This is a genomic window from Dolichospermum sp. DET69, from assembly GCA_017355425.1.
Lineage (GTDB): Bacteria > Cyanobacteriota > Cyanobacteriia > Cyanobacteriales > Nostocaceae > Dolichospermum.
This window is the reverse complement of sequence record CP070233.1, coordinates 5,248,323-5,267,754: the sequence shown is the minus strand read 5'-3', so window position 1 is coordinate 5,267,754 and position 19,432 is coordinate 5,248,323. Positions and strand designations below refer to the sequence as shown.

Genomic DNA, 19,432 nt, shown 5'->3' with positions numbered 1-19,432 from the left:
TTATAACTTTATAGGGTATTATGCGTAAATATCTTACAGAATATAAGTTAATACTCATTGTAGGGTGTATTAGTCACAAATGTAAATTACACCAGGTATTGGGTAGACTAAATAATATAGCTACGTTGTCCCCATTAATTATAGTTAATACACTTTACCTACATGGAATTTGACAAAAAATCCCTCAGCGAACGTGACATTTGTACCAAATACATCACCCCTGCCATAGTGCAAACAGCAGGATGGGATTTACATACCCAAATCCGTGAAGAAGTAACTTTTACCGCCGGTCGGGTCTATGTAAGAGGTAAATTAGTCACACGAGGAGAAAGTAAACGTGCTGATTATATTCTTTATTACAAACCTAATATCAAAATTGCTGTCATTGAAGCTAAAGATAATAATCACAGTTTTGGTAGTGGAATGCAGCAAGCACTCAACTATGCAGAAATATTAGATATTCCCTTTGTTTATAGTTGCAATGGTGACGCATTTTTAGAACATGATAGAACTGTGACATCAGGAATAATGGCAAGAGAAATTCCTTTAGATAGTTTTCCCACACCGGCAGAATTATGGCAACGTTACTGTCAATGGAAAAATATTGATGATCAATTGCAGCCTATTGTTACCCAAAGTTATTATGATGATGGTAGTGGTAAATTCCCCCGTTATTATCAAGAAATTGCTATTAATAAAACTGTAGAAGCCATTGCTAAAGGTGAAAATCGGATATTATTAGTTATGGCTACAGGTACGGGTAAAACCTTCACGGCTTTTCAAATTATTTGGCGATTATGGAAATCTAAAATCAAGACGAGAATCTTATTTTTAGCAGATAGAAATATTCTCATAGACCAAACTAAAACCAACGATTTTAAACCCTTTGGTTCTGCTATGACGAAAATCACTAAACGTCAGGTAGATAAATCTTATGAAATTTATTTAGCCCTTTATCAAGGTGTATCAGGAACAGAAGAATCTAAAAATATCTATAAACAATTCTCTAGGGGATTTTTTGATTTAATTGTCATTGATGAATGTCATCGCGGTAGCGCGGCTGATGATTCTGCATGGCGAGAAATTTTAGAATACTTTACTGCTGCAACCCAAATCGGTTTAACAGCTACACCTAAAGAAACTAAAGAAGTTTCTAACATAGATTATTTTGGCGAACCAATTTATATTTATTCTCTCAAACAAGGCATAGAAGATGGATTTTTAGCCCCCTATAAAGTTGTCAGAATTGACATTGATAAAGATTTAGAAGGGTGGCAACCAGCACCGGGAGAATTAGATAAATATAATCAATTAATTGAAGATAAACTTTACACCCAAAAAGATATTAACCGCACATTGGTATTAGAAAACCGAGATATTTTAGTAGCTAAGAAAATTACCGAATTTCTTAAAGCTACCAACAGATTTGATAAAACCATTGTTTTTTGTGAAGATATAGACCACGCAGAAAGAATGCGCTGTGCCTTAATTAATGAAAATAGTGATTTAGTTTCCCAAAATCGTAAATATATTATGCGAATTACGGGAGATGATGAACAGGGAAAAGCAGAATTAGATAATTTCATTTTACCAGAAAGTCCCTATCCTGTGATTGTGACAACATCTAAATTAATGACTACAGGAATAGATGCCCAAACCTGTAAATTAATTGTTTTAGATAAAGATATTAATTCACCGACTGAGTTTAAACAAATTATTGGTAGAGGAACACGAATTAATGAAGAATTTGATAAAAAATATTTCACAATTATAGATTTCAAAAAAGCCACTAAAAAGTTTGATGATCCAGATTTTGATGGTGAACCTGTACAAATATACGAACCAAAAACAGGGCAATCTCCCGTACCTCCAGATGATTATGATGGTAGTCCAGATAGTGGAGATAATGTTGATGATTTACCTGAAAAACCAGGACAAAAGCGAGTTAAATTTGTACCTGTAGGTGTAGATGCTGCAATAATTTCTGAAAGGACTCTTTATTATGGTAAAGATGGTAAATTAATCACCGAATCTATTAAGGACTATACCCGCAAAACTGTCCAGCAAGAATTTACGACTTTAGATAAATTTCTGCGGCGTTGGAGTGCAGCAGCACAGAAACAAGCTATTATTCAAGAATTGAATGAACAGGGAATTTTATTAGAAGCTTTAGCGGAGGAAGTAGGGAAAGATTTTGATCCTTTTGATTTAATTTGTCATGTAGCTTTTGACCAACCTGCATTAAGTCGTAAGGAACGGGCTAAAAAGGTACGTGAGCGTGATTACTTTCATCAATATAGTCAAAAAGCCCGTGCGGTTATAGATGCACTTTTAGATAAATATGCAGATGAAGGGATTGAAAATATTGAACACCTAAATATTTTAAATGTGCAACCGTTTGATAAAATAGGTACGCTTCCAGAAATTGTCAATAAAATATTTGGCAGCAAACAAAAGTATTTAGAGGCATTACAGGAGTTAAAAAATCAACTTTACATGGCATCATAATTTTGTCTGAATCAGGATGTCCAGGATTTCCGGATTTACAGGATGTTTGTTAAGATTAATAAAATAATCATGATAATCCTCTAATTCTGTACTTCGACTTACTTCGGCTTCGCTCAGTACAAGTCGCTCAGTAACCAGATATCCTGATTCAGACAAATATTAATCCTGATAATCCTCTAATCCTGGATATCCTGATTCAGACAAATATTAATTCCTGATAATCGGTGGATATCCTGATAGTGAATTATATTTGCCCGACTTGGTGTAATATTAATCGCAGTGCGGAATATAGTTTATAAAAAATGTCAATTAGTACCACAATTAAAACTATCCAAGACATCATGCGTAAAGATGCTGGTGTGGATGGTGATGCCCAACGCATTAGTCAATTAGTATGGATGATTTTTCTCAAGATTTTTGACGACAGAGAAGCCGAATATGAATTGTTAGATGATCATTACCATTCTCCTATTCCAGAGGCTTTAAGGTGGCGAAATTGGGCTACAGACTCGGAAGGAATGACGGGGGATACTTTACTGGATTTTGTGGATAATGTTTTATTCAAAACTCTAAAAGACGCGAATACCTATCAAGATAAAAACCCTCGCGGGTTTGTTATTAGGGCGGTATTTGAGGATGCCTATAATTATATGAAAAATGGCACTCTTATCCGCCAAGTAATTAATAAATTAAACGAAATTGATTTTCAAATTTTTGCTGACCTATTTTCACCCTATTTAAAATTTGCTTTAATGAGTTCTATCGTGCAAGATTTTATTCGTAATAAAGCAACGGGAATGACTGCTGAAGGAATAAAAGCAGCTAAACTAAAACTAATTTTAGTTCCTCTCCCTGCTCTTAATGAACAAAAACGCATAGTTACAAAAGTAGATAAATTAATGAAACTATGTGATGAACTAGAAACCAAACTAACACAAACTCAAACAGAGAGCGAAAAAATCATCAATGCTGCTGTCAAACAATTATTAACGGTGTAGGGTAGGTTGGATTGAGGTACGAAACCCAACATTTGGGCTAACTTGTTGGGTTTCACTTCGTTCTACCCAACCTACAAAAATGGGTTATTTAATGGGGAATTTAGCTAATAATTCCTCACGAGACAACTGAGATAAATTGAGGAATAAATCAGTTCTTTCTGTGAGAGAAAGTTCCATAATAGGAGTAACAACAGCTAATAATTGCTCATCTAAATTACCAAAACGTGCTGTTAGTAAACTTCCTACTATTAACCGCAATTCTTCTTGTCTTCCCGTTTGCAATCCCGTTTGTAGTCCCGTTTGCAGTCCCGTTTGCAGTCCCGTTTGTAGTCCCTCTTGTCGCCATTCCTCGCGTTGTTTGAGATATGCTGGTGATAAAGTCATAATCAACTCCCTATCTTCATCGTTGATATTAGTGTTAATCTCTATATTTTTACGCCAAGATGCTAACATTTCCAGTAGATAATTACGCTGGTTTTCTGTGGAAACTGTGATTAGTTCTTGTACTGCTTGTTTTTGGGTTTCCCCATTACCTAACACCCTTAACCATAGTGTATCCTGATTTTTGGGTAATTGGTTAATTGCGACAATTGCGGTTTTATGCGATTCTCCTAGAAAATAAACTCCTGTTTCCCAATCATCTTTGAGTGTAGCTCTAAATCCATCTAGTTTATTTTTTGAGCAGGTTGGTGTTAAAATCCATAAAACAGGGAACTCGGTTTCCATTATCCGCCGATTTTCTCTTTTTGCTTGTCTAAACAATTCTTCATGAAGGCTGTATAATTTTGACATACAACTTCTAATTGTCATTTCATTGGGAGGATTGCGAAAAGGTTCAAATAGACAGCTTGTAACCGCCATTTTTGCTAATAATCCTAAATCGGAAGTTACAGGTTTTAATTGATTGGGAATAAACCAAATATCTATTTCTCTAACTTCGCTTTTTATGTCTTTACCAATGTCTACTTGACCTAAAGGTTTTAATAATTCCTCTAGATATTCTTTCGCAAATTGGTCATGGGCTTCTCTCGTCATACAAAATCCATAATTAATAATAGTGTTTTCATGATGTCTGAATATACTTTAGAGAACTCCACAAAAAAGATGAACTGCTTGCAGCAGCGCTTCGCTATCCAATTTTGTGGGATGGGCATCTTGCCCGTCCCTGTATTATTAGGGGACCAGACTTGTACTGAGCTTGTCGATAATTGAACGCATCGCGGCAGTCCCTACCTTCAATGTACCCATAAGGTAGGGATTAGAGCGGGTTATTGCAGCAAAGCGAAAATAACCAATCTTTATTTAATAAGCTAATCTTTATTTGGTAGCGATTTTATGTAATCTTGAATGACCTCGGACATAGAAACCCCTAGATATTTAGCATATTTTTCTATTTTTTCTTTTTCTTGCTTAGTGAGTCTTACAATAACTTTCTCGGTTCTAGCCATATATTTTTCTCAAATATGTGTTATCCTAATTGTATACACATACAGATAAACAAAGCAAGGGGGTGATTAAACTGTGGCTACAAGAAGAATGACTTTTCGTTTATATCCAAATACTCAAACAGAACAAATCCTGCGGTATCACCGAAAGTTACACAAAGACTTATACAACGCCGCAGTCAATAACAGATTCACTCAATATCAAAAGTTTAATCACAAGGTTGATTATTTTGAGCAACAGAATTGTTTGCCAGCGTTTAAAGAAGTCTGGGTAGAATACAAAGAGCTTCCTAGCCATGCTTTACAGGCGACTTTAAAGCGGGTTGATTTTGCTTTTGAACGTTGGTTCAAAGGATTAGGTAAACGCCCTAGATTCAAATCAATTAGGCATTATTCTGGGTGGACATATCCAGATCCTGCGGGATTTAAAGTAGAATCTAATGGCGAGAATGGGTATCTGAATCTATCCAAAATTGGTAAGATTCAGATGCGGGGTCAAGCTAAATACTGGGGAAAGGCTACTACTTGTACTATCGTTTTTCGCAATGGTAAATGGTACGCCTCTATAACAGTTAATGTTTTAGAGCAAGTTCTAAAACCAGAGATTTTACCTATTGGTGCGGTGGGAATTGACTTAGGTTGTAAATCAGCATTATCAATTACCGACGGGGAAAATCATCAACAAATTGATGCTCCTAAGTTTTATAGAATTGCTGAACAGAAAATCAAAAAAGCTTCTAAAGAGAAGAGACGCAAACGCGCACCAAATAGAAACAAAAAAATCAAGGCTTCTAGAAGATATAAAAAAGCCCAAGCGAAAGTTAGTTTGCTAATCGCACGAGTTGCTAACCAACGTCAAAATTGGGTACATCAAGTTGCAGTAGAAATAATCAGCAGTAATAGCTTCATTGCAACGGAAAAACTAGAAGTCAAGAACATGACCAGTAAAGCGAAAAAAGGTAAGCGTAAAAAGCAAAAAGCTGGGTTAAATAAGTCAATCCTTGACGTAGGTTTTGGTATGCTTCGAGCATCTATTAAATACAAAGTCGAACAAATTGGTGGTGTCTTTGTGGAAGTCCCAACCCGTCAAGTAAAACCCAGTCAAACCTGTCCGAAATGCGGAAATCAGCATAAGAAAACACTCGACATCCGAGTGCATGAGTGCGGTGTCTGTGGGTATGTTCAGGATAGGGATATTGCCGCTGCCGAGGTGATGCTTTATTGGGCAAAAGGTACTCTGCCGGGGCTAGGAACTAGCCTCGCAGACGCTGATCTTTCTAGCTCTACTTCACGTACCCGCAAACAAGCAGGAAGCATGAGGCAACTAGGGGAAAAGAAGCGTCAAAAATCTCAAAGTAACTCTGCTAATAACAAACTAGAGGATGCAGAAACCTCTAGTTCAAGCGAAGCTAACTAGAGGTAGTTCATAGAATTAATATTAGTAATATACCAGAAAAGACCTAGAGAAAAATTACCCCCAAAATTGTTTAGTGCTGGTCGTTTTGATGAAATCTTTATAGTTATACCTCCCAATATAGATGGTGGTGGTAAACCTGCATCAGAATTAGAAATAGGTTTTTTAGAAAATCTGATTGTTTCAGCTTAATCAGGTTAGGTTGGCGTTGAAAATTATCCTGATGACAAGGAAAGAGGTTTGGGAAATAGTAAATTTGTACAAGTTGTCAATTTAACCAGCTAATTGTCCTGATGTGACACATTTGAGACTGAAATAGCAATTAACTATAGCATTTCTCCATTTAAAGCAGTCGGCTTTAATTTCCTTTTCGCTGCTATAGCAATCATTAGGCTAGAAACAGATGAAAAAAGTTAATATCTACCGCTTTTGTAATTATGCTTTGATGGCTGTCATCTCCTGCTCTTTAGTGTTAAATATAGTTTCCCCAGCTTTAACTCAGACAGTTTCTCTAATTAACCCCCCAGCTACGACTAACTTAATTTGGCCTACTCAAGGGGTTCTTTCTCAAGGTTTCATTAAGTATAAACATGAGGGAATTGATATTGCTGGTGCAAAAGGGACTCCAATTTTGGCTGCTGCTGCTGGTACAGTCGTGAAAGCTGGTTGGGATGATTGGGGATTAGGCAATTTTATTGAAATTAAACATTTTAATGGCAATGTGACGGTTTACGGACACAATAGCCGTTTATTAGTCAGTAAAGGTCAACAGGTCAAACAAGGTCAAATTATTGCCGAAATGGGTTCAACAGGCAATAGCACCGCCCCTCATTTGCATTTTGAATTTTATGCAGATGGTCGTTTAGCTATTAATCCTATTAGTTTATTACAGTCCGCCATCATTGCGAAAACACCAGTAAATCAACCAGTTATCCCAACTCCAAAACAAGTTTTACCTATAAGTAATAATACTGATTGCAAGGGGACTATAATTATGACAGGAGAGACAGCAACAGTCAGTATCAAAGTTTGTGAAGAAAATGGTCAGTTATTTTATTTGGGGAAATTGAAACAAGAACCAAATCAAATTTTAAAACTTCTAGCTTGGAAAGTTGATAATAACAAATATCAGGCAGATAACGGTACTTTTTCCTACTTAATCAGCCCAGAAAAAATAGAAATTTGGCGCAATGGTAGTCCAATTCGGGCTGATAGTTTTCTCACTTCTCATGGTTTAGGGAAATAAAACTACTCACCATCATGAGTAATTGATGATTTCATTACAAATACCTGATGTGACAGTTCAAATGGCGGAATATAGTAGCCAACATATTGTCCTGAAGAAGTATAAAATTAATGAAGATCAGAACTAGACAAAAGTATCGCAAAAATTCATATAAAGGAGCAGGTGATTATGGAATATTTGGCTTATTCATATATGTATATAGAAGATGAACTACCAAATGAAATTTTCGCATTAAATCTTTCCAAATCGTCATTTAATTGGCGGAAAATTTTTAAATCTTCTGCATGGTTAACCTTCACCGGCGTGACTATATTACTAGCTACAGTTGCTCAAATGCAGTTTGCTTCTGCCGAATATGTCAGCACTAATGGAAGTTGTCTTTATCTTCGCACAGGACCTAGCACTGAAAATTCATCTGTAGCTTGTGTCCGTAATGGTGCGTACATTGGTGAAACTGGTAGTGTGAGAAATGGATTTGCAAGAATTTCTTCGGGACGTTACCGAGGATACTATGCTGCTGAAAGATGGATTGGTAACACTCCTGGTCGTTCTCACCACAGATATCGTTCTGGATCCGGTGTTGGTGGTAGGGTAAAAGTAGGATACGGCTCAAGAGGTGAACGAGTCAGAGAAATCCAAAGAGCTTTAGGTATTAGAGTTGATGGTGTTTACGGCTCACGAACCATTAACTCAATTCGTCACTTCCAAAGACGTAACGGACTACGTGTAGATGGCGTTGTTGGTTATCAAACTCGGAGAGCTTTAGGTATTTAAACACATGGGGGAACCAGATGCCCACCCCACAAGAGATGCCTTACAGTATTACCTGGTAAGCGTAAAGCTCAATCACTTTAGTGCTGAGATATAAGCGACACGTTGAAAAGTGATATCAGGTGTGATTGCTTACCCCCCTTAGTCCCCCCTTTCCAAGGGGGAACTAAGGAGAATCAAGTCCCCTCACCTTTCTAAGGGGAGGGTTAGGGAGGGGTAAAACAATATTTGATACACCATGAGAGACTTTTAAAATATCCTCTAAGAGAATTCCAAAAAATAAATTATCCAATCTTGTGGGATGGGCATCTTGCCCGTCCTTGTATTATTAGGGAACTTTTCGGCCCGCACCACAAGAAATTTGAGGATATTTTTTTAATTGGAAGTCTCTAAATAATTTTTGACCAGTTGTAGGATGCGTTCTGCTGCATGGCCATCGCCAAAGGGATTAATGGCGGTGGCCATTTTAGTATAAGCGTCGGGGTTGCTGAGTAGTTCACTAGCGGCTGTGACAATATTTGCGGTTTGTGTACCCACGAGTTTGGCTGTCCCTGCGGTAACTGCTTCTGGTCTTTCTGTAGTATCTCTGAGAACTAACACTGGTTTACCAAGACTGGGGGCTTCTTCTTGTAAACCACCAGAATCTGTTAATATTAAATGCGATCGCTCGATAGCCCCCACTAATTCAGCATAATCTAAGGGTTCTGTTAAGAAAATTCGCGGATTATTCCCTAACAACTCTTGTAATGGTTCTCTAACTGTGGGATTTTTATGTAATGGTAGTAATAAGGCTGTATCAGGAAATTGCTCTAAAATTTGCAAGAAACTTTGAGCAATATCTTGCAGAGGTTCTCCCCAATTTTCTCGACGATGAACTGTTGCCAATATTGTCCTATATTGATGCCAATCTAAACCCGGAATATCACAAGCTGGTTTTTTAGCAGCCACATTTAACAAGGCATCAATAACTGTATTACCTGTGAGATGAATTTCTCCTAAGACTCCAGAACGTTGTAAGTTTTCTACAGCTAAGGTAGTAGGAGCAAAATGTAATTGTGTGAGTTGGGAAATTAATCTTCTATTAGCTTCTTCTGGAAAGGGATTAAATAAATCATCAGTTCTTAAACCTGCTTCCACATGACCAACAGGAATTTGCTGATAAAATGCTGCTAAGGTTGCTGCAAAGGCTGTTGTTGTATCTCCTTGAACAATTACAAAATCTAACTTTTGCGCTTGAAATAATGCTTCTAAACCTTGTAAACTTCGACAAGTAATATCACTCAGAGATTGCTGACGCTGCATAATCTCTAAATTCCAATCGGCTTTAAGTTTGAACAATTTCATCACTTGTTCAACCATTTCTCGATGTTGTCCTGTCAGAATTACTTGCAATTCAAAATCTGGAGAATTTTGAAAAACCTGAATTACTGGAGCTAGTTTAATTGCTTCGGGACGAGTCCCTAAAATAATACCAATGCGGTTTTGTTGAGTCATTAGTCAAATAATTACAACTTACTTTTACAGAACATTTTATAATTGGTGGACAATGGTGGGTAAGATGCCCACCCCACAATATTTTTACACTATTATACTGAATTATTGTATACTATTTTTCCATAAAATTATAACCTGTGGGGGCTTGGGGATCTGGTTGTATTTGAACTAACACAGCATTACCGATGCGATGCCTTCGGCTACCAAAGGTATCGCCCCATTGTGAAAACTTAATTGTTCCTGTTACACCTAAAAAAGAAAACTTATTACTACTTAAAGCTTGTTGAATATCTGTTCTCGTACTCCCCTTTTTTTGTATAGCATTAACCACTATTTTAGTAGCATCAAAAGCCATAGCCGTACGCCAAGTAATTAACTTTTTTTTACCCCAAAGATGATTAGCATTTTTTACAAATTCTTGATTATCTACAATACCAATTTGCCAAGGAACTGCCATAATCATCCCATTAACTATATTACCAGCAGCTAGAGTTTTTTGTGTTTGTAAACTGGGATTTCCTAATAAAAGTAACTTACCTTGATTACTTTCAGCTAGTTTGATAGCTTGATGAATTTTATCAACGTGAGGACTCATCATAATAGTATTAACATTTTCTTTAATTGCACTTTGAATAATTTGCTCAGGTTGGAAGTTATCAGCCGCAAAATCACAACTAATATCACTTATTAGCGCTAATTTTCTTTTATTAATAGCATTAATAAAAGTCTGGTAGAAAGATTGATCTGTTGCTTGAAAATCATTACAAATCACTATCTTGCTTTTTTGATTATTTTCAGCATATTCAGCCAAAGCTTCGGCAATAACCTCAGAACTAACGACAGTTCTATAAATATAATTATCATCCTGCTTACCTGTCTTAGCTGTTAATATTATAGAGGTACTAGTTGGAGAAATCATCACCAACTTTCCAGCTTGATATATATTAGAAGCGGGTATACTTGCATCACTACTATTATGACCAATTACAGCTAGAATATCCGCACTTTCAACAAATCTTTTAGCAATTTCTTGAGCTATTTCTGGGTGATTATCATCATTAGCAATTTGGATTTGTAAAAACCTACCATTTACACCACTATCATGATTAATCTCTTGTTGAGCTTGTGCAACCCCTCGCAGAATTTCTTGTGCTACGGGACGATTACTTCCTATCGGTACAGCTACACCAATTTTGATAACTTTCTTATTACCAATCTTGGCATTTTCTAAATATATGCTCGCTTCTGGATCATCGGGATATTCTTGTAAATATTTAGTGAATTTTTTAATAGCTTGATGGTAATTTTTCCACCAAAATGCTTTTATAGCTGCTTCTTTATCTAAATTAGTTGGAGAATTAAATAATATTTTTTCACCATAACTAAACCGATTTTGCAATTTTATTTCTTGGAAACTTAGCCATACAATAGTCCCAAAAATTCCTAATAACATCGTAGCTATAACTGACTGTAAACCTATTTTTTGGAAATTGCGAGGTTGGGGATATTTAAGTAATGCTGCGGCTGGATTTTGAAAAATTACAGGTATCCAAGAAGCACAAGGATATTGACTTTCTAATTCTTCCTGTAACCGCACACGGGCTTGTTGTACAGATGTATATAAAGATTCTCCAGATGCAAAAACTGTGAGAAAATATTCTAGAAAATGTTGAGCGACAATATCAGGAATAGGTTCTCTCATAACAATTGTATAAGGTATGCGTAAATCAGCTAAATTACGCGCTAGTCCTAAACCATCACAAGAATTAAAAATAGCTAATTTCAATCCTTTTTTAACAGCATATCCTAAACTATGCCGTAACTGTAAAAGTGATAAAATTTCAGTTTCATTAATTTGAATTTCTCCCCAACTACCATCTTTTTCACTAGAACTATGTCCAGCAAAAAATAAAATATCCCAAGGTTGATTCCATAATTTTTTAACAATTTCTTGGCGTGATGGTTGCAGCAAAGGTTCAATAATTGCACCTGGTAATTTTGCCGTCAATGCTTGTAAATCTGGTTGAATATCTATTCCTTGACTATTTCCAAAAATAGCCAGAATTTTCACCGGACTTTTTAATTGAATTTTTGATGGTTCATACTCTGAACTAATCACAACCTCTGGTTGAATATGACTTATTTGAAATATTTCCCACAAATGCCAAGGCAGTTTTCTTAGTAGTGAATCTTGTGTTTGTAAAATAAAGCGAACATGATCCCATTCACCAATTTTTTGTAAAAATTGCCTTTCTAATTTTCTCACAGATGGTTGATTTAACCAATTATTAAACCTAGATTGGAATTTTTGAGCAGCAATATGACAAACTTCTGTGGTAGATACGTTAGTTATTTGGGTTTGGGGAACAGTAATTAACCAATTACCAGGCAATTTATAATAAGCTGATTGCCATTCATAATAGGTTCGAGGAATTTCTAAATCTGGGGGGAACCTGCCAGAAATTTCTGCGAAATGGGGTTTACCGTCTTCCCCAATTCTGATTTTGACAGGAAATCCTGTTTCAAAACTACCTTCTCCAATCTCGAATATGATCAGCTTACCCATTGTGTTTACCGATAATCTCCAAAAACCTAACCCCCCTGCCCCCCTTCCCTAGGAGGGAAGGGGGGTTTCAAAGCCTCTCCGCGCTTCGGGGAGAGGTTTACAAGAGGGGTTTGTTTATACATTAAAAACTTGTTCATTCATCCTCTAATAGACATCTGGTAAAAATTAAATACGCGTGACCTGAAACCCTTGTAGAGACGTGACCTGGGTAGAGATTCTCGGCTCTACATTCAATCTGGGAGATGTCTAATTGATTTGCTTGACTAAATGACAAATTTTTCTGTAATGGTTGCATCATTTAGAGTAACCCGAATTTGGAATTTTTCACCCAATTCAGCACAAAATTTTAATTGAATGTAATTATCTCGTTGTTCTCTGGCTTTTACTTCTAAAAATGCCTCTCCATTTTCATATAATCCTGCTAATTGTAAATCTGCTGGTAAATAGGGTTTAGTTCCCATTGGATATACCCGCAAAAGCACAGCATAAGTTTTATCTATTTTGGGTAAAATAGCCACCATTAAAGCTACAGAATTTCCTGCTAACTGCATTCCTAAATCCATAATCCGTCTAGCAGTAATTACAGGATGATTGGGTGTAATTGTCCATAAAACTTCTGCTAGAGTCCAACGAATTTCTTCATCATTGGTAGTTTGTAAAAGATAAACAAGAATATCGTTTACTTCTCTATCTAAATTTGATAATAATCTTGATGGTAAGATTTTTTCCCAACTTCGCTGGGGATACAATTGTTCAATAACTTGCCAAACTTTTTTGGATGTATCTATTTCAAATCCTCTGACTTGTGGAGAACGAAAAGCTAATTGTGGGCTTTTTTGTAAAGCTAATTCTTCTACACTTTGCCATTGAGATGTATATATTCCTTCTAACCATTGTCGCAACTGCACACCAGAAAATTGATGATAATATTCTATGAATGTTTCTAATGGTTGTAACTGTTCTAGGTTGATTTCTGTTGTGGTAATTTGTGCTAAAAAGCCTCTGATTTTTCCTTCTTGGCAGGTTTGATTAATTTCTACTACTACATAACCAAAACGATGATGCCAAACTTCCGGAGGAATAGGACAAACTTCTTCTCCTGTTCTGATATATCTACATTCTAAATGTCCAATTCCAGTTAATACTAAATCTGCAACATCTCCAGCCATTCTTCCCCAAACATCCCAACTCTGACTAGCTTCTAATGTGGTGGAAATATCTAACATTTGCAAGTAATTATTAACAACTTGTACGGCTAAAGTATTCAGATATATGAGTTTAGCTTTTTGTTGATTTGGTTGTTCTTGGGCAAATTGCAAAGCCGTATTTCGGAACTTTGCGGAAATAGGAATAGAAATGCTTTGTTGTTCAGTGTAATAATTCATAATTTATATATCAAAGTAACCTTCGCTATCAAAATAAGCTTGGGATTTACCAAAATTGAGAAGACGGGGAAAGCATTGACGTTGATAGAAATTGCTGAGAGTTGCTACAGGTATATCAAACTCTACAGATAAATCTATCCAACCTGTTTCTGGTGGTAAACGACGGGTAATTAAAACATAACAATTAACATCTGGACGATCTCTAATATGAATACGTTGCAGTTGGGTAGATTCATTTTTCAACCATTCTTGAATTTCATTTAATATTGGTCTTGGTTCTGGTGGTGCAGGAATTAAATTTGCAGGATCTATTTGTTGTTCATTGTCTTCTAACAGGAAATTAAATTTCTTTTTTTGTTCATAAAAACTAATCTTTTTATCTTGCAAGCGATAACTTAAATAATTATTAATCCAAGTTATTACACTAGCTTTTTCAGGATTATATGGTTCTTTGGCGGTAGTTGCTTCACAGAGATTGCGGCAAAAATACCACCAAGTTTCCTGTAAAGCTTCTTCGGCATCAGGTATACCTGTACCCCGCAATAATTTACCTGTTTTTTGAATCAATAAAATAATTTGATTGAGTCCTTTTTGACGGGCAAGACTACCACTGGGATGTTGACAGGTTTCTTGAATAAGTTGGAGGATTTTTAGTTCTAATTCATCCATTTTATTGATGTATACTCAAAACGGCTTAATTATTTGATTTAAGCAGGTAAGGGTTTAGCACTGCTCATAAGTGTCCACTTAAATAAGGGTGTATTCCAATACGTCCTTACTTATCCGTTGGCTTTCACATCCCCTCAGCGTAAGCCATATTTCAGGGCTAATAACCAAAGTCTGCTGAAGTGGACTAAAGATTTTTGGGATATTTAGTTATCTAAAGATAACTTTAGCTATTAGACTGGGAATTCATTCCCAGGCGGGCTATGATTTTACTTTGGCTATTAGACTGGGAATTCATTCCCAGGCGGGCTATGATTTTACTTTCACTAATTAATGTAATCGCTTTTTAATCCTTGTTGTTGTCAGAACAATTTTTGCCCTCTTGGATGAATCTGATGACTTTTATTTTTCCTTTAGGAACGCAAATTTAATAACCTACAATTCTGACTTAACCTGAAATGGTGCGTTACGCTGTCGCTAACACACCCTACTTTTGCACTTTATTTAATTCATATTCCTTAATGGTTGTAACATCAAATAATTGATAAGTCCAGTTGAGAGTATTTTTTTTGCATTGAGGACATTGACGATTATTAATTGCTAAACCTATTTTTGTTAAAAAAAGACCAGCACAAATAACCCAGCAAGTATAATTTTCCAACTGCCCCAGAAGTTGCTTTGTTGCCAATGAGGTTTACTAATATTGAGAATTTCGCTAGGAAATTTAATTTGAACTTCCAGAATTTCTTTTGGTAAAATAGGCTGATTAGCAACAAATTCAAATATTCTAGGATTTACTTGACGGGCTGTAGCTGGAGTCCCAAATTTCATAAATTCCAATACTTTACCAGATAAAGCTTCTGGTAATTGTACCCGAACCTTTGCTGCTTGAATTGGGGCTTTACGGTCAGCAAAAATGGCTTTCCAGTAAACTTGAGTATTTTCATTGTTGATATGTAATCCCCCAATTACACGATATTTTAAAACAAATATATGTGATTCTGGTGGTTTTAATTGATGTTGCCAACGAATCCAAAATTGATTATTTTCAATTCCAGTTTCACTAGGAATGATTTTATTATTCTCTTGAACTGTTACATCCTTAATTTCATCAACTTTATCTAAACGAATATAACGATATCGTTGATTAGAGTAATCTGATTTAAACACATACTTTTGTTCTTCCGTAACTAACATATCTCCGTTAGTTTGTACGTCAATATTAACGTTGATATAGTCCCAATAAAATGGTACTTCCTGTGCAACAGCATGAGTAAATGTAATCAGCACTGTTACCAAGATAGCAATTAAACAAAACCCAATTCTTTTGATCAAAACCTTCTTCATATTTTCCTTTTCTCTGTATGAGATAAAAATCAATAGCCTATAAGACGATTAACCGCCACCACCGCAGCCTCCACCACCGCAGCCTCCACCACCGCAGCCTCCACCACCGCAACCTCCACCACCGCAACCTCCACCACCGCAACCACCACCACGACTGCTACCACCACCGCCACTGCTACCACCACCACCACTACAAACAAAAAAGATCACAAAACAAGCGATCGCTATTAAAAACCCGACTACAATAGTATTTTCGGAACCTTGAGAAGTTTGGGAATTAGTGTTATTAGATGCTAATAAAATCCGAGAATTTGTGAAAATTAATGTCAAGGTAAACAAGAATGATAGATAAAATTTCTGAGGAATAAAACGAGAAATATTTATATTGAGAGACTTCAAATTAGGTTTGGCTAAAATCCAATTTCTCTGAGTATCTACACGCTGAAAATTAGCTTCTTTATCAAAACGAATATGAGAAGCTGGCCAAATATCTATGGGTGGAGTTTCTTCAAAAAACTGTTTATAAGTATCTACAGTATTCAGATACCAATTATTAAATTTATTATATTCTTTGTTACCACCACGAGTCGGACCATGATCTAGTTCTATTCCTAATATTCCACAAAAATCATCCCAATAAGACTGAGTATATGTTAAATGTAAATGCCAAACTTGATCTACTTGATCAGAAGGTGTAACTGGGTGTCCAGCAAAAACAGCAATAACAGCAAACTTTTTATATTCATCAATTACACGTTGAGTATATTCAAATGTCCAGTTATTCTCCCTTGCTAACCTCTGACTAAAAGAGAAAGAAACATTTTTTTCATCTAAAGAAAATTCTTGAAGACGTTGATATAATTCTGCTTGTTGAAGATTCATAGAATTGGGTAATTAATTTTTGCTTCTATGAGTTCTTCTGTCAAAGCAGAGTCTTATTATCTATATCTTTACAAAACTTTACAATCAAAAAATAAAGCAAATATACCCAATGATTAAAAAAATTAAGCTGCGGGCAAGATGCCTACCCCACAAGAGTTATATTTAATTCTGGGCGGGCAAGATGCCCACCCCACAAGAGTTATATTTAATTTGATTATGTAAATTAGATGTTTTTTAGCTCATAACACGCTACGCGGACTCCAGGAATTTGAAACCCACGAAGGTGGGTTTTGTCTGTTTAGCCGCGACTTCTAGTCGCCTGGTGTATTAGCAGGTTTCCATGTACCATGAAAACTATGAGGAATAACGCTGGGTAATCCCAATTTACAAACAGGTTCTTGATTTAGCGCGTCGCTGGCAAATACCCAAACTTCGCTACTGTGAGTATTACCGTCATAAATCACTGTTAACAACCAACCTTGATCAGATTTTTGCGAATCTTGCACATAAATAGGTTCAGAAGGATAGCGATTTTCTCCTATATTCGCTGCTATTAAATTTCCAGTTTGATGATCAAAACAAGCAATAGTATTGACAATCTCCTTAGCCATATCTGTTCCTGGTTGAAATCCAGACATATAGGTATAGCGAGAAAATTGACCTACATTTTGTTGAGGAACACTAGGAAACTCACAATGTTTATCCGAAAGTTGTTCAATTTTAATTACTTTTCCCGTGAGAGGATTAAGTTGCACTTGGGAAAATGTACTCTTAGCAATTGTGTGAGTTTCCCCTGTAGCTACCTCTCGTAAATATTGATTAGTTTGAAAATCTTCATAACGGGCAATATCTACAATTACTGCACCAGTAGCATCTACATAACCATTAGCAAAATGCCATTGAAACCAAGATTCAGTTTCTCCCTGACTAACTAAAGATAAACTTTCTCTGTTAAAGACTATGATCTGAGTTCCTAATTTGGGAAGCCATTCTAGAGAGTCACTATAATTACTTGTTCCTAGCAAAACAGGCCAAAGATTTAACCGGACTGGGCTGATAAAAAAAATTAAATACTGTCCCGCTAAAACAAAATCATGTATTATTGGTACTCCTTTCAATTGATGTGTTGCTGTTTTGATAATTTTGCCAGTGGAGTCACTTTTATAAATATTAAGTATGGCATTTAAGGCAGGAGTCACACCAAAATTAAAAATTTCCCCTGTATTTCCATCCTGTTTACAATGTGCAGAATAGCTTAATCCTTTAGTTAAATATCCTAAATCATCTTCACCACAACTTTCTAAAGTTTGCAAATCTAAAGCATGAGGTTTACCACCTTCCCACAATGCGAGAAGTTTATCAGGTAACGCTAAAACGGAAGTATTAGCTGCATTTTTTACGGGTTTTATCCATTGATTCCAAATAATTCCTGGTGCAGTCATGCCATAATTACCATAAAGCAATTTACCCGCAGTAGTTTCTTCTTGATAACCAGTTGTTTGCACATAGCGATAAACTCCAACTGGTTCTACATTGGTGAAATTAACCGCGAGAATTGCCCCATCTCCATCAAACCAATGTCCCACCCTCATACCATTCCGTTCTAGTCGTGCTGGTCCATTGCGGTACAGTGTACCCCGTAAACCATCGGGGATTCTGCCAGCGAGAATGGGTAATTGAGTAGCAGCAAATTCTGTTGCAGGTTGAGATATTGCCCCAGCCCATGCTTTTTTATGTGACTTTTTATCAGTTGCTTGCATATTGCCAATTGAGTCAGTAATTAAAAGAGTAAATTTTCATCGAGTGAGAATTATTTATTTATTTGATGCTGATTAAATGAATATATCTCAAAAATCCTGTTAAATTATATCATTTTCTCCTATTTTACGTGATGACAATCAAAACTACCTTCACCCTTTGGGTAACTTGCCCTCAACCCAATCCTCAAGCCAAATTACGCCTATTTTGTTTTGCTTATGCTGGTGGTAGTGCCACAGTTTTTCGGACTTGGGCTAATTATTTACCCAAAACTATGGAATTATGTCCTATCGAAATTCCCGGTAGAGGAAGACAAATCAAATCACCTGCATACACAGAAATTCAACCTTTAGTTAGAGCAATAGCTATCAATATCATCCCCTATCTAGATAAACCTTTTGCTTTTTTCGGTTATAGTATGGGTTCATTAATTAGTTTTGAGTTAACTAAGCTACTGCGTTCTGAATATAATTTTCACCCTTTACATCTTATTATTGCCGCCCGTCAAGCACCACAGTTTACTGCTGAAAAACCGCCAATTTCTCAATTACCAGATCCGGATTTTTTAACTGCAATATCCCAGTTTAATGGAATTTCGAGCGCAGTGCTGAAAAATGCCGAATTGATGCAGATGTTTTTGCCGATTATCCGCGCTGATTTTAAAGTTTTAGAATCCTATGTGTATACTCCTCAACCTCCGCTAGATTCTCCTATTACTGCCTTTGGTGGTTTACAAGACCCAACAGTTAGTTATACTGCTCTTTTTGGATGGAAAGAGCAAACTCTTGCCTCTTTTTGTTTACATCAGATAGATGGAGATCATTTTTTCATCAATACAGATAAAAGCATTTTACTTAATAGTATAATTCAATCTTTACAGTTCCATATTTAAGATAATTTTGTCTAAAAAATAGTAGTAACACCCCCATTTTCATTCTAAAATATAAACATG

15 protein-coding genes are annotated in these 19,432 nt (G+C 36.1%); 6 read left to right on the top strand and 9 right to left on the bottom strand.

All coding sequences use genetic code 11. From position 1 onward, the window contains the following. Window positions 1-162 precede the first annotated feature (162 nt). The gene (locus EZY12_24235) at window positions 163-2,508 is read left to right on the top strand and encodes a DEAD/DEAH box helicase family protein (protein QSX67730.1); all 2,346 of its coding nucleotides are present in this window, start codon (window positions 163-165) and stop codon (window positions 2,506-2,508) included. A 302-nt stretch (window positions 2,509-2,810) separates the two neighbouring features. Then, a complete protein-coding gene (locus EZY12_24230) occupies window positions 2,811-3,506 on the top strand; it encodes a type I restriction-modification system subunit M N-terminal domain-containing protein (GenBank protein ID QSX67729.1) in 696 nt (231 codons plus the stop codon). 84 nt (window positions 3,507-3,590) lie between these two features. On the opposite strand, the gene EZY12_24225 is transcribed toward EZY12_24230, so the two are convergent. Both EZY12_24225 and EZY12_24220 read right to left on the bottom strand, forming a co-directional pair. After that, a complete protein-coding gene (locus EZY12_24225; GenBank protein QSX67728.1) occupies window positions 3,591-4,541 on the bottom strand; it encodes a hypothetical protein in 951 nt (316 codons plus the stop codon). A 275-nt stretch (window positions 4,542-4,816) separates the two neighbouring features. Further along, on the bottom strand, window positions 4,817-4,954 hold the full coding sequence (locus EZY12_24220; protein ID QSX67727.1) for a CopG family transcriptional regulator: 138 nt from the start codon (window positions 4,952-4,954) through the stop codon (window positions 4,817-4,819). A gap of 88 nt (window positions 4,955-5,042) precedes the next feature. On the opposite strand from EZY12_24220, the gene EZY12_24215 reads away from it, so the two are divergent. The 3 genes from EZY12_24215 to EZY12_24205 all read left to right on the top strand — a co-directional run bounded on the left by EZY12_24215 (window position 5,043) and on the right by EZY12_24205 (window position 8,385). Further along, complete coding sequence (locus EZY12_24215; GenBank protein ID QSX70816.1) at window positions 5,043-6,368, top strand: transposase; 1,326 nt, start codon at window positions 5,043-5,045, stop codon at window positions 6,366-6,368. A gap of 400 nt (window positions 6,369-6,768) precedes the next feature. Next, entirely contained in the window at window positions 6,769-7,611 is an 843-nt protein-coding gene (locus EZY12_24210; protein ID QSX67726.1) for a M23 family metallopeptidase, read from the top strand. 168 nt (window positions 7,612-7,779) lie between these two features. Continuing rightward, window positions 7,780-8,385 carry a peptidoglycan-binding protein gene (locus EZY12_24205; protein ID QSX67725.1) on the top strand — a complete coding sequence of 202 codons (606 nt, stop codon included), beginning with the start codon at window positions 7,780-7,782 and terminating at the stop codon, window positions 8,383-8,385. 372 nt (window positions 8,386-8,757) lie between these two features. Here EZY12_24205 and wecB read toward each other — a convergent pair whose 3' ends face one another. The 7 genes from wecB to EZY12_24170 all read right to left on the bottom strand — a co-directional run bounded on the left by wecB (window position 8,758) and on the right by EZY12_24170 (window position 18,482). Continuing rightward, window positions 8,758-9,876, bottom strand: coding sequence for a UDP-N-acetylglucosamine 2-epimerase (non-hydrolyzing) (gene wecB, locus EZY12_24200; protein QSX67724.1), 1,119 nt, complete (start codon window positions 9,874-9,876; stop codon window positions 8,758-8,760). A gap of 112 nt (window positions 9,877-9,988) precedes the next feature. Next, window positions 9,989-12,442: an ABC transporter substrate-binding protein gene (locus EZY12_24195; GenBank protein ID QSX67723.1), complete on the bottom strand. Its 2,454-nt coding sequence runs from the start codon at window positions 12,440-12,442 to the stop codon at window positions 9,989-9,991. A gap of 263 nt (window positions 12,443-12,705) precedes the next feature. Further along, window positions 12,706-13,827, bottom strand: coding sequence for a DUF1822 family protein (locus EZY12_24190; protein ID QSX67722.1), 1,122 nt, complete (start codon window positions 13,825-13,827; stop codon window positions 12,706-12,708). Window positions 13,828-13,830: 3 nt separating this feature from the next. Then, a complete protein-coding gene (locus EZY12_24185) occupies window positions 13,831-14,496 on the bottom strand; it encodes a sigma-70 family RNA polymerase sigma factor (GenBank protein QSX67721.1) in 666 nt (221 codons plus the stop codon). A 612-nt stretch (window positions 14,497-15,108) separates the two neighbouring features. Continuing rightward, on the bottom strand, window positions 15,109-15,840 hold the full coding sequence (locus EZY12_24180) for a DUF2207 domain-containing protein (GenBank protein ID QSX67720.1): 732 nt from the start codon (window positions 15,838-15,840) through the stop codon (window positions 15,109-15,111). A 48-nt stretch (window positions 15,841-15,888) separates the two neighbouring features. Next, on the bottom strand, window positions 15,889-16,722 hold the full coding sequence (locus EZY12_24175; protein ID QSX70861.1) for a hypothetical protein: 834 nt from the start codon (window positions 16,720-16,722) through the stop codon (window positions 15,889-15,891). Between the two features lie 311 nt (window positions 16,723-17,033). Next, complete coding sequence (locus tag EZY12_24170) at window positions 17,034-18,482, bottom strand: carotenoid oxygenase family protein (GenBank protein QSX67719.1); 1,449 nt, start codon at window positions 18,480-18,482, stop codon at window positions 17,034-17,036. A 131-nt stretch (window positions 18,483-18,613) separates the two neighbouring features. Here EZY12_24170 and EZY12_24165 point away from each other — a divergent pair, with 131 nt between their 5' ends. Next, the gene (locus EZY12_24165) at window positions 18,614-19,372 is read left to right on the top strand and encodes a thioesterase (protein ID QSX67718.1); all 759 of its coding nucleotides are present in this window, start codon (window positions 18,614-18,616) and stop codon (window positions 19,370-19,372) included. The last annotated feature ends 60 nt before the right edge of the window (window positions 19,373-19,432 follow it).